The sequence below is a fragment of the Leucobacter aridicollis genome (assembly GCF_024399335.1).
GTDB classification, from domain to species: Bacteria; Actinomycetota; Actinomycetes; order Actinomycetales; family Microbacteriaceae; genus Leucobacter; species Leucobacter aridicollis_A.
This window is the reverse complement of record NZ_CP075339.1, coordinates 1165812-1178179: the sequence shown is the minus strand read 5'-3', so window position 1 is coordinate 1178179 and position 12368 is coordinate 1165812. Positions and strand designations below refer to the sequence as shown.

Sequence of the window (12368 nt, the reverse complement as noted above, 5' to 3'; positions counted from 1 at the left end):
GCGAATTATCACACCTTGGTGTTTAATTTCACTCATGCGAATCGCTCGCTAACGAACCAATGGAGGATCGAGAATGCCACAGGGTTTTACATCCGAAGCCGAGCTTGAGGCGCGACTCGTCGCACCGAGCGCCGGCCTCGTCGAAGACTTCGCGAAAGGCGCGGGCGACATCGTCATCCTCGGCGCCGGCGGGAAGATGGGGCCGACTCTCGCCGTGCTCGCACGCAACGCCCTGAACGCTGCCGGGCGAGAAAGCGACACTGTGTACGCAGTGTCGCGCTTTGGTGAGGAGAGCGTCCGGGAGCGCCTCACGCAGGCCGGGGTCGAGGTCGTGCAATTCGACCTCGTCAAGAACGACAGCCTCGATGCGCTCCCCGATGCGCCCAACGTCGTCTTTATGGTTGGCGCAAAGTTCGGCGCTGCGACAAGCCCGTCCTGGGCGTGGGAGGTCAACGCAGCCCTGCCAGACCGCATCGCCCGCCGCTACCGCACGAGCGCAATCGCCGCGCTGTCGACTGGCAACGTGTATCCGTTCGTGCCTGCGTCTTCTGGCGGCGCATCAGAGGACGTTGCTCCGTCGCCGATCGGCGAGTACGCGCAGTCCTGCCTCGGCCGCGAGCGGGTCTTTGAGTTCGCGGCTGAGGAGCGCGGCACCCGCGTCTCGATTGTCCGCCTGAACTACGCTGTCGATCTGCGTTACGGCGTGCTCGCGGATATCGGCTCGGCCGTGCACTCGGGTGAGCCCGTCTCGGTAGCCACAGCGAACGTCAACGTCGTCTGGCAGGGCTACGCGAACGAGGTCGTGCTGCGAAGCCTCACCCATGCCTCAACAGATGTGTTCACGATCAACCTCACAGGCCCCGAGACGCTGTCGGTCGACGCCGTGGCTCACCGCTTTGGAAGCCTGCTCGGGCGCGACGTGACAATCGTTGGCGAGCCCCAGCCAACGGCGCTTCTCAACGACTCGAGCCGGTGCATGGCACTCTTTGGGTACCCGGCGGTCTCGGCGCAGACCCTCATCGAGTGGCAGGCGCAATGGATCGAGGCTGGCCTGCCGATGACCGCAAAGCCCACCAAGTGGGCAGTCCGCGACGGGAAGTTCTAGATGTCTACAACGCCACAGCTTCGACGTGCCGCACGGGAAGCACTCCTTCGAGGAGTTGTCATCCCAGCTCAACCGCTCGCTCTCACCGCCGAGCGCACGCTCGACGAGCGCCGCCAGCGCGCGCTCACGCGCTACTACCTCGCAGCAGGCGCCGGCGGACTCGCAGTTGGGGTGCACACGACCCAGTTCGAGATCCGCGACCCTGAGCACAATCTCTTTGAGCCCGTGCTGCGGATCGCCGCGGAGGAGATCTCGGCACACGGCGACGACAGCGTTGTGCGGATCGCGGGCGTCACCGGCGACACGGCACAGGCTGTTGCCGAGGCCGAGCTCGCCCGCGACCTCGGCTACGACGCCGTGCTCGTGAGCCCTCGAGTCCCGGGGGCGACCGAAGCGTCGCTACTCGAGCGCGCACGCGCCATCGGAGAGGTACTCCCCCTCGTCGGCTTCTACCTGCAGACCGCGATTGGCGGCCCGACGCTTTCCCGCGAGTTCTGGCGGGAGTTCGCCGAGATCCCGGCCGTTGTCGCGGTGAAGGCGGCACCGTTTGACAGGTACAAGACGCTCGAGCTCATCCGCGGCGTCGCCGAGTCTGGTCGCGCACAGGAAATCGCCCTGTACACGGGCAACGACGACGCGATCGTGTCCGATTTGCAGTCTGAGTTTCACGTCGCGTCGCCAGCGGGCCCCACCACGCTGCGCTTCGTGGGAGGGCTGCTCGGCCAGTGGGCGGTCGGCACCCGCGCGGCTGTCACGCTGCTCAACACGGCGCACCGGGCGGCAGCCGGGGATCTCGAATCGCTCGCGGACCTCAATCGCGCGAGCGCGGACATGGTCGACTTCAACCAGGCCGTCTTCGATCCGGCTCACGACTTCGCCGGGGTGATCGCTGGCGTGCACGAGGTGCTCCGCCAGCAGGGGCTCCTTGAGGGTGTATGGTGTCTCGACCCCAGCGAGGGCCTGTCTCCGGGTCAAGCCGACGAAATCCGCCGCGTGCGCCTCGCGTATCCAGAGCTCAGCGACGACGCCTTCATCTCCGAGCACTTGGAATCCTGGCTGCGGTAGCGGACCATGACCCCGATCCGGATCGCCTTCGCTGGCCTCGCGCACTCTCACCCGGTGACCGACGCGGGAAACCTGGCGCGGCTGCGCGAGCATGGCGCCCCCGTCGAATTCGTCGGCGTCTATGATTCCGACGCGACGCTCGCGAGCTCGTTCGCGACGAGCTTCGATTGCGAGGCCGTTCGAACGATCGCGGAGCTCGCCGGCACCCGGCCCAACATCGTCATTCTCACCGCACGCCCGCACGAGACTGTCCCGTTCGTGAGCGAACTGCTGCACACGACGGACGCCTTCATTTTCGCGAACAAGGTTGTTGCGGGAACCACCGCGCAGCTCGCGGAGTGGGAATCGGCGGTCGCTGGCAACGAGGATCGGGTCGGCACGTCGTCAGTACTCAGGTTCGCACCGGCCCTCCGCGAGCTCGCGACGCAGGTCGCGAGCCGAGAGGTGTGGGGAGTGCGAGTGCTCGCCCAGCACGACATCGAAATGTTCCTCGCGCCCAACCGGGCGTGGCAAGACGATCCTGAGCGCGGCGGCGGCACGCTCGTGACGGCGGGACTCCACGCCTGGGAGATGCTGGAGTCGGTGCTCCCCGGCGCTGAGCTCATCGGCGACGTCTCCGGCTGGACGCACCGCTCCCCGGGCTCGCGCAGCGCGTCCGAGGAGATCGCGCAGCTCGCCGGCACCGTCGCCGTGCCGGATCACCGCGAAGTGCCGTTCGGGATGACAGTGACAGGCACGCCAGGCCCCGAGCGCTACGCCATCGACGTCTTCACTGCGACTGGCACGCTGTCAGTCAGCCTCGAGTTTCCCCACCCACACGACTCGCTCGGATTCGCAGAGCTCGCAGCTGCACTTCTCGAAAACTTCCAATGCGGAAGCGCGACGGCGCCGTGGGAATCGGCACGCACTGTCGCCACAAACACACTCCGCGCAGCAGAGGCGCTGCGCGGAACTCACCACACAGAAAAGAGTCACTGATGACCTCCACTCCCGTCACAGCCACCGCGCAAGGGGCGCCACCAAAACGCGGCGTCTTTAGCTCGATCGGTCCGGCTTTCATCACCGCTGCGCTTGTCTTCGGGCCAGGATCGATCGCGACAGCGAGCGCGATGGGCGCGTCGTTCGGTTATGAGCTCATCTGGGTCCCTGTGATCGCGACGATTCTCATGCTCTGCTTCGTGAACATCGGAGTGCGCATCGGCCTGACGACAGACACGAGTATCCTCGGGACCGTCGCGCACCGGTTGACTGGCATCGTGGCGATCATCGTCGGCCTTGGATCTTTCCTCGTCGTGACATCGTTCCAGGCCGGCAACTCGGCCGGCACAGGGGCTGCGGGCCAGCTCTTGTTCGGTGGCGACCCCCGGTTCTTCGCCGTGCTCTTCACTGTCATCGGGCTCATCTTCGTGTGGATCCCCAAGTTCTACCCGGCCCTCGAGAAGCTGATGGTCGTCGTGATCATCGTGCTCCTCGTCGCGATGATCACGACAGCCGTGGTGAGCAAGCCCGATCTCGGCGCTGTCGTCGGCGGTCTGGTTCCCTCGATCCCCGACGGCTCTATCCCACTCATCGTCGGGCTCGCGGCAACGACGTTCTCGATTGTCGGCGCCCTCTATCAAATCCAGCTCGTACGCGAGAAGGGATGGACGAGCGGCGACTTCAAGCTCGCGCGCCGCGATGCCGTACTCGGCACGCTCATCCTCGGGGCACTGTCGACCGTCATCATGATCGCCGCCGCCGCGACGCTCAACCCTGCAGGCATCGAAGCGAACTCCCCGGCCGCGCTCGCCCAGATCCTCGAGCCGATCGGTTCGTGGGCGGTCTGGCTCTTCGCGATCGGCCTGTGGGCTGCGGCGTTCTCGTCGCTACTCGGCAATTCGACGATCGGTGGGTCGATGCTCGCGGGTGTGTTCAAGATCGACGGCGGTGGCCTCGCGTCTGCGCCAGTCAAGGCGTGCATCTCGCTCGTCATCGTGCTCGGCGGGGTGATCGCGACGGTGTTCGGCGGGATTCCGATCCAGCTCATCATCACGGCGCAGGCCGTGACAATCATTGTCGTACCGCTCATTGGCGCCGTGATGGTGTTCCTCGGCAGGCACCGCGACCGCGGCGAACTGCGCATCAAGACGCCACAGCTTGTCCTCGCGCTTTTCGGCCTCGCGTTCCTGCTATTCCTCGCGGGGAGCTACGTCGTGAAGCTGGCAGGCTAACGTAACCCGAGATATGCACGATGCCCGGTGGGCGGGGCCTCATCAGAGGCCGCCGCCCCACCGGGCATCGTCATCGTGAGCGCTCGGGCTACTCCGAGACCTTCTCGATCGGCGCGAGCTTTACGAGCAGCTTGCGCTCGCCGACGCTGTCGAATGTGACGTGTGCGACACGCTTTGAGCCGGCGCCGGTGACCGCGTTGACTCGGCCCTCACCATATTCGTCATGCCTGATACGGTCCCCGAGGGCGAGTTCGAGATCGCCGTTATCTCGAATGTTGCCGACGATGGTGTTCGGAAATCCCCCGCCCGCGGCCTGAGCTTCCTTGGCGAGGCGCTTGCGCTCGCGCCACTTGTCGAGCGCTGACTGCATGTTGCCGCTCGCAGGCTCGGACACCGCCGCGGAGCTGCCGCCACCACCGCTCGCCCCAAACGAGACCTGCGAGTCACGGTTTCGCGACCACGAGGCACCGCTCGACCCTCCAGCACCCGGCGCACGGCCAGCGTTGAGCGCCCGGGAGGCGGTACCACCCCGCCCGGTGACTTCACCCGGCGACTGCCGCCATTCGATGAGGCCCTCGGGGATCTCCTGGAGGAACCGCGACGGCATCGCGACCGCGACGTCTCCGAACGTTGCACGCGTCGATGCGAGCGTGATGAAGAGCTTCTGCCTGGCACGCGTGATGCCGACGTACATCAGCCGCCGTTCTTCGTTGATTCCGCCGAGCTCATCGACCGACATCTGGTGCGGGATAAGCCCCTCCTCGACGCCCGTGATAAAGACAGCAGGGTATTCGAGGCCCTTCGCGGTGTGCAGCGTCATCAGTGAGACAGTGCCGCTCTGATCGTCGAGGTCGTCAGCCGCTGCAACGAGCGACACCTCGGTGAGGAACGCGAGGAGGCCTGCCCCGGGCTGCTGCGCGTCGAACTCTCGCGCCACAGCGAGAAGCTCCTCGAGGTTCTCCGCTCGCGCGTCGTCCTGCGGGTCTCGCTTCGCGCGAAGCTTCTCGATCATCTCTGTCGTGTCGAGCACGAGCTTCAGCACGTCTGCGACTGGCGCCGGCTTCTTCTGCGACGCGTCAGCGGTCTTGTCCTCAGCTTCCTCGGCGACGGGCGGCAGCACGTCGGTGGCCCCGCCGCCAAGCGCCATTGCGGTCGCTCGCGTCAGCATGTCGGCAAGCTCGACGACTGTGGTGCGAATCTTCGGTCCGAGCGCCGGGATCTCGGCGGCGCGCTCCATCGCCTCATGGAACGAGACGCCCTCGGCTTCCTGGAAGTTCGCGAGGTGAGCCTCCGCCATCGGCCCGACGCCGCGCTTCGGCGCTCCAAGCATGCGCGACCAAGCAATGGGATCAAACGGATTCGCAATTGTCGTGAGGTACGCCATCGCGTCCTTGATCTCGGCGCGGTCGTAGAACTTCGTACCGCCAAGCACCCGATACGGAATCGCCGACCGAATGAGCAGCTCCTCAAGCGCTCGCGTCTGCGAGTTGGTGCGGTAGAAGACGGCGATATCGCCGTAGGCCATACCGTCCCGGTGAAGATCCTCAATCTCTTCGGCGACGAAACGCGCCTCGTCGTGCTGAGAGTAGCCGGTGAAGCCGACAATCTTGTCGCCGTCGCCCTCCGCCGTCCACAGTTTCTTGTCCTGGCGATCGAAGTTGTTGCCGATGACGGCATTCGCGGCGCTCAGGATGTTCTGCGTCGACCGGTAGTTCTGCTCGAGCTTCACAACCTCGGCGTTCGAGAAGTCGCGCTCAAACTCGACGATGTTGCGGATGTCTGCGCCACGGAACGCGTAGATCGATTGGTCGGAGTCGCCGACGACGGTAAGGCTCGCGCCCGGAATCCGGCCGAGGCCATCGAGCTCGCGCTCGCGCACGGGCGGTACGAGTGTCGCGAGCTCGGCGGGCTCAACGCTCTTCGTCAGCTCGCGGATGAGCGAGTACTGCGCGTGGTTCGTATCTTGGTACTCATCGACGAGGATGTGGCGGAACCTGCGCTTGTAGATCGCAGCAACGTCGGGGTGCGCGCGGAACAGCTGCACGGTCTGCCCGATGAGGTCGTCGAAGTCGAAGGCGTTCGCCCGCTTCAGTTCTTGCTCGTACGCAGTGAAGATCTCGGTGAAAAGTCGCTCGCGCGGGTCGCTCGGGTTCATCGTTGAGGCGTAGTCGGACGCGTCAGAGAGCTCGTTCTTCAGCTTCGAGATCTTCGCGCTCGTATTCGCCGGTGTGAAGCCATAGGTATCGGCGTCGAGGTCTTTGATGATGCGCTTGAGTAGCGCACGCGAGTCTGCCGAGTCGTAGATAGTGAAGCCCGAAACGTACCCGAAGCGCTCGGCTTCTCGCCGCAGAATGCGCACGCACGCCGAGTGAAAAGTCGACACCCACATGCCCTCCACGCCCGAGCCGAGCAGCCCGCCCAGGCGCTCCCGCATTTCAGCCGCAGCCTTGTTGGTGAACGTAATGGCGAGAATCTGGCTCGGCCACGCCTCTTTCTCGCGAATGAGGTGCGCGATGCGGTGCGTGAGCACGCGGGTCTTGCCTGACCCCGCACCCGCGACGATCAGCAGCGCGGGTCCGCGGGCGACGACTGCGCGCCGCTGTTCCGGGTTCAATCCGTCAAGCAGCGGGTCAGTGCCGTCTGCTGGCTGCGCGCCGCCGAACGCTGCGCCTGGGTCAAGAAGCTCGAACTCACTCATCGTCTCTCTAGTGTAGGCGGGGCCTCAGACGTTGCGGCACCTCGCGCAGAACCGAGGCCCCCTGGCTCGCAATTCCCGGCGCGCTCACGGAGAACCTGCCGATGCGAGACAATGGTTGGATGCGCAAGACACCGCCCGAGCTTCCCACGATCCTCATTTTCGCCACAGGCGGCACGATCGGGATGCATGACGTTGGGAGCGGGCTCGAACCAGACCCCACGTTCCTCGAGGTCCTCGAGGAACGTGCCGACAGGGTCGCTTCACGGTTCGGGTATCGCGCACGTGTGAACCAGCTCCAACCTGCGATCGACAGTGCGAACGCCGACGAAGAGACGGCCCCGAAGATCGCTCGCGCACTCCGCGCCCGGGTGGGCGCGATGCGGGCGAGCGGCGTCGTCGTCACGCATGGCACTGACACCCTCGCCTACACTGCGTCGCGGCTCGCGTTTGAACTATCGGGACTCGGGGTGCCTGTTGTCGTGACAGGCAGTCAGTTCGCGCACGGCGCCAGGCCCACCGACGCCTTCGATAATCTGCAGCTCGCGATCCGCGCGGTCACCCAGGCGAACCCGTCCGCCCCGGTGGCGGTCGCGTTCGGGGGCAAGATCCTGCCCGCGGTGCGCGTCACAAAGGCAGACGCTGAGGCCCTCACTGCGTTCCGCGCTGAGCGCGAGCTCGGCGGTGCACCGCGCGGGCTTCCCGGCAGCCCCGAGGACGCGCCGCTCGTGCGCGCCGACCACGCCCGAGTTACCGCGATCCGTTTCACTCCGGGTCTAGCGGCAGCAGATCTCCTCGCGCTCGCTTCGACAGGCACCGCTGCCCTGGTGCTCGAGTGCTACGGTGCAGGCAACGCGCCAATGTCGAAGCCGGGGATGAAGGATGCGCTGCGGAGCATTAGCGACCGCATGCCTGTCGTCGCGATCACCCAGTGCGCGCTTGGTAGCGTCGATACTGACCGCTACGCGGTGGGCCGACAGCTTGCAGCAGCGGGCGTCATTGCGGGCGCAGACCTCACAGTCGAGGCGTCAATCGCGAAGCTTGGCTACCTGCTGGATCGCGGCTTCACCACCGAAGAGATTGCGCATCTCATGCCCATGAATCTCATCGGCGAGTGCGTCGAGCCGTCGCGACGTCCGGCTTCGGCCCGCGCCGGGTCAGTCGGCAACTGACTCCGCCTCGCGCGCGGCGACGCCGAGGTCTGGGTGGTCAACGAAAATCCCGTCGACCCCCGACGACAGCACGAGCGAGAACTCGGACTGCCAGTCCCCCCACTCGGCACCGCTCAGCGACGAGTGGAACCGCAAGTTCAGGTACCTGTTCTCAGGCCGGAGCGTCCAGGTGTAGACGAGCAGGCCTCGGGCATGAGCGCGGGCCACGAGGTCCTCGGGGCCCGCCGCAAGCCCAATTGCGTTCGTGCGAATGAGACTTCCCTTGTCAACACTAATCCCATCGACGCGCGATGCAAGGTAGTCGAGCCCTGCGTCACTCCGGTACCACTCATACGTGTTCGCGCGCACACCGGTCTCTCCTGAGTGCGCCACCTCGTCCGCGGGCGCACCGTTGCGTTCGGCGAGAAACACGTAGCTGGCACGCACCCCGGCCTGCCTGAGCCGCAGGAGTACGCCGAGCTCGAAGCACTCGATCGTGAGCCGCTCGGGCCGATCGGCCCACCCCGTGCGCGCGAGCTCGTCTTGAATCAGCGCAGCGATGTCGAACCCGATCGATGTGAAGTAGTCTGCGTGCTTCACCTCAAGCACGACGCCGAGCGGCCGCCCGCCCCGATCGCTCTCCTCGTCGACGATGCGCAGCACATCGCTGAGGCGCAGCATCGGCTCCTGGCCGTCGTACGCACGGTTGTCGGCCCGCACGCGCTTGAGCCGTTCGACGCACCTGAGTGTTGCGAGCTCGGCCCAGGTGAAGTCCTCAGTGAACCACCCCGTCATACGGACTCCGTCAACGACCTTCGTGGTGCGGCGACTCTTGAACTCCCTTCGCGAGGCCACGTCGGTGGTCCCAGAGATCTCATTCTCGTGGCGCACGACGAGCACTCCGTCGCTCGTGACGACGACGTCAGGCTCGACGGCGTCGGCACCAAGATCGAACGCGAGCCTGTACGACGCTTCAGAGTGCTCAGGGCGATACCCGGGTGCACCGCGGTGCCCAATGATGAGTGGGAGTGCCTGGGGCTCTGACATGCCTCCAAGCCTAGGGCCTCCCGCGCCACCGCCGTGAGCGAACATCATGCACAGTCTCAGCATCGAAAGCCGCTGAATCTATACACTTGAGTTATTGCCCGATTACGCTTCGAAAGGTCCCAGCGAATGAGCAATCCTGCACTCAGCAACAACCCGGCACTGAACGGGAAGACCCTCACCGCCGAGGAGCTGCACCGTATCTACGATCAGCCCGCGGCGGCGACGAACCGCCCTGGCGTCGACGTGCCTGCGGAGTCGGCTTCGAATGCCGGCCAGCCGCCGGTCATCACTCCGTCAGATCGCCCGATGACCTACGAGAACACGATCTCGAAGACCGTGTTCCTGTTCGTCATCGTGCTTGCCTTGGGCGCCGTCGGCTGGATGATGCCAGCGCTCATGATTCCCGGCGCGATCGCTGGTCTCGTGCTCGGTCTCGTGAACTCCTTCAAGAAGGAGCCGAGCGTCCCGCTTATCATCGCCTACGCCGCTGCGCAGGGGCTGTTCCTCGGCGCGATTTCTGGCACGTTCGAGGCTCGCCTCCCGGGCATCGTCTCGCAGGCAGTGATCGGAACGCTTGCAGTGTTCGGCGTCACCCTCCTGTTGTTCCGCAGCGGCAAGGTGCGCACAAGCCCGCGCCTCACCAAGATCGTGCTCATCGCGATGGCGGGCTACCTCGTGTTCTCGCTCATCAACTTCGTCGTGATGATCACCGGCATCAACAGCGACCCGTGGGGCCTTCGCGGCGGTACTCTCGGCCTCATCATCGGTGGCCTCGCAGTCTTGCTCGCCGCCTACTCGCTCGTAATGGATTTCGAGCTCGTGCAGAACGGCGTGCAGAACCGCGTCCCTGAGAAGTGGGGTTGGTCTGCCGCATTCGGCCTGACAGTCACGCTTGTATGGCTCTACCTCGAGATCCTGCGAATCATCGCGATCTTCCGCGACTAGTTCGCGCCACGGGTCTCGCGGCCCTGCGATTCAACGGTGGCCCGGAGTTTTCCTCCGGGCCACCGTTGTCTTTCCGCCCGCAAGCCTGCCGCGCACAAATTCACCTCGCCCCGCCCGTTTCGCCAGCCCCACGAGAATCCTGCACGATATGCTGATTCAATACACGATATTGTGTGTATCGTGCCCCAACGGCGACCACACATGCACGGAGGATCAACGATGAGAATCGACGCACACCACCACCTGTGGGATCAGACAGTGCGGCGTCAGAGCTGGATGGACGAGGCAACCCAGGTCGTCATCGGGGGCCCATATACCGCGGATGACTGGGCGACAACCGCCGCCCCTGCCGGGGTCACTCACGGAGTGTTTGTCCAGACAGTGCCAGACCCCGCGGAGACACCAGAAGTACTTGCACTCGCTGCGGAGGATGCGCGTCTGGCCGCAGTCGTCGGATGGATCGACATCGATACCGACACGGGCGCAGCGGGCGCGAAGCTCGACGCCCTCCGTGAAGGGACCGGCGGCGAGCACCTCACCGGCGTGCGCGTCGCTGGTGAGCACAATCCCGACCCTGACTACCTCGACTCCCCGCCAGTCCACAATCTCGCCCGGGCGCTCGGCGATCGCAACCTCACGCTCGACCTGCTGCTCGCCCCCGCCAACCTGCGGGCGGCGGAGCGGCTCGCGGCAGCGAATCCGGAGACCCGCATGATCGTCAATCACCTGGCGAAGCCAACGCTGCGCAACGCGGACTTCACCGAGTGGGAGCGGGCGATTACCGCGATCGCCGCCCACGATCTTGTTGCCTGCAAGCTCTCGGGCTTTCTCACATTCGACGGACGCAAGATGACGGCGGAGCGGCTCGCCCCATATGGGAGCGTTGCGCTCACGGCGTTCGGGCCCAATCGCATGATGTTTGGCAGCGACTGGCCGGTCAGCGTCCTTGGAGGAGGCTATGCAGACGCCGTCGCCATCACCGAGAACTTCCTCGCCCAACTGAGCCCCGCTGAGCAAGCTGCGGTATGGGCAGGGACCGCCCGATCCTGGTACAGCGGTCTCGCAGCGGCGATTGACGAATCCATCCGCACGGACAGCACCCCCACCCGCTCGGCCGCCGGCCGCGACAGCTCGCAAAGGATCTCATGAGCCCCAACATTTCCCGCCGGATCACGCGCACTGGCCTGGAACTGACCGAGCTCGGCCTCGGCGGCGCACAGTTCGGCAATCTGTACCGAGCGATGCCCGATTCGACTGTCGATGAGATCGTTGACGCAGCGTGGGACGCCGGCATTCGGTTCTTCGACACTGCCCCGCACTACGGCCTCGGCCTCTCCGAGGAGCGCCTCGGCGCCGCCCTTCGCCGGTACCCACGCGAGGAATACGTCGTCGCCACGAAAGTCGGCCGCCTGATTCGCCCAAATCCCGGTGGAACCGGCGAGGACACCGAGGGATTCGCGGTCCCAGCGACGAAGCGACGGCTGCTCGACTACAGCGAGGCGGGCGTGCTGACCTCGGTTGAGGAGAGCCTGGAGCGCCTCGGGCTCGACAGGATCGACATCGCGTTCATTCACGATCCTGACGAGCACTGGGATGAGGCAATCTCGGGAGCAGTTCCAGCGCTACGCCGGCTCCGCGACGAGGGCACCATCACAAGCTTCGGCGCAGGCATGAACCAGTCCGCCATGCTCGCCCGGTTCATCACCGAGGGTGACGCTGACCTGGTGATGGTGGCGGGAAGATTCACGCTGCTCGAGCAAGCCTCGCTCGCCGACCTGTTCCCTGCCGCTCGGGCTGCACATGCTTCGGTCGTGGTCGCCGGCGTCTACAACTCCGGCCTACTCGCGACCCCTCGCCCCGCTCCCGACGCGCAGTACAACTATGCTGCCGCCCCCGCCGAGCTCGTCGCGCGCACGAACGCGCTCGCCGACGTCTGCGAACTGCACGGCGTCTCGCTCCCCGATGCGGCCCTCGCGTTCGCGCTGCGGCAGCCCAGCGTGGCTTCCGTCGTCGTCGGAGCGTCGCGCCAGGGCCATATTCCCGATACTGTCGCGCGCTACGAGAAGACGGTTGCAGACGCCCTCTGGCAGGATCTCGTCTCGGCCGGACTCGTCGACGAGCGCGCGTTCAACTAGCCGCCCGAGGCTTCG

The 12368-nt window shown here is 65.6% G+C and carries 10 protein-coding genes; 8 read left to right on the top strand and 2 right to left on the bottom strand.

Features of this window, described 5'->3' with window-relative positions:
- Nucleotides 1-73: 73 nt before the first annotated feature.
- From KI794_RS05320 to KI794_RS05305, 4 genes are read left to right on the top strand one after another with little or no spacing between them, the layout of a single operon-like run.
- Nucleotides 74-1105, top strand: coding sequence for an NAD-dependent epimerase/dehydratase family protein (locus KI794_RS05320; protein ID WP_119281472.1), 1032 nt, complete (start codon nt 74-76; stop codon nt 1103-1105).
- A complete protein-coding gene (locus KI794_RS05315; RefSeq protein ID WP_255809384.1) occupies nt 1106-2170 on the top strand; it encodes a dihydrodipicolinate synthase family protein in 1065 nt (354 codons plus the stop codon).
- A gap of 6 nt (nt 2171-2176) precedes the next feature.
- On the top strand, nt 2177-3148 hold the full coding sequence (locus tag KI794_RS05310) for a hypothetical protein (protein ID WP_255809383.1): 972 nt from the start codon (nt 2177-2179) through the stop codon (nt 3146-3148).
- Nucleotides 3148-4380: an Nramp family divalent metal transporter gene (locus KI794_RS05305; protein ID WP_162920992.1), complete on the top strand. Its 1233-nt coding sequence runs from the start codon at nt 3148-3150 to the stop codon at nt 4378-4380. Before KI794_RS05310 ends, KI794_RS05305 begins: the two co-directional genes overlap by 1 nt.
- 88 nt (nt 4381-4468) lie before the next feature.
- On the opposite strand, the gene KI794_RS05300 is transcribed toward KI794_RS05305, so the two are convergent.
- Nucleotides 4469-7078 carry an ATP-dependent helicase gene (locus KI794_RS05300; RefSeq protein ID WP_255809382.1) on the bottom strand — a complete coding sequence of 870 codons (2610 nt, stop codon included), beginning with the start codon at nt 7076-7078 and terminating at the stop codon, nt 4469-4471.
- Nucleotides 7079-7197: 119 nt separating this feature from the next.
- Here KI794_RS05300 and KI794_RS05295 point away from each other — a divergent pair, with 119 nt between their 5' ends.
- Entirely contained in the window at nt 7198-8247 is a 1050-nt protein-coding gene (locus KI794_RS05295) for an asparaginase domain-containing protein (RefSeq protein ID WP_255809381.1), read from the top strand.
- On the opposite strand, the gene KI794_RS05290 is transcribed toward KI794_RS05295, so the two are convergent.
- Nucleotides 8233-9273 (bottom strand): glycerophosphodiester phosphodiesterase family protein, encoded by a 1041-nt coding sequence (locus tag KI794_RS05290; RefSeq protein WP_255809380.1) that lies wholly within the window; start codon nt 9271-9273, stop codon nt 8233-8235. The two genes, KI794_RS05295 and KI794_RS05290, sit on opposite strands and share 15 nt — an antisense overlap.
- A 126-nt stretch (nt 9274-9399) precedes the next feature.
- Here KI794_RS05290 and KI794_RS05285 point away from each other — a divergent pair, with 126 nt between their 5' ends.
- From KI794_RS05285 to KI794_RS05275, 3 genes are all read left to right on the top strand, one after another.
- Complete coding sequence (locus tag KI794_RS05285; RefSeq protein WP_119281478.1) at nt 9400-10218, top strand: Bax inhibitor-1/YccA family protein; 819 nt, start codon at nt 9400-9402, stop codon at nt 10216-10218.
- Between the two features lie 219 nt (nt 10219-10437).
- Entirely contained in the window at nt 10438-11367 is a 930-nt protein-coding gene (locus KI794_RS05280; RefSeq protein ID WP_255809379.1) for an amidohydrolase family protein, read from the top strand.
- Nucleotides 11364-12353 (top strand): aldo/keto reductase, encoded by a 990-nt coding sequence (locus KI794_RS05275; protein WP_255809378.1) that lies wholly within the window; start codon nt 11364-11366, stop codon nt 12351-12353. The genes KI794_RS05280 and KI794_RS05275 overlap by 4 nt, the downstream gene beginning before the upstream one ends.
- Nucleotides 12354-12368 lie beyond the last annotated feature (15 nt).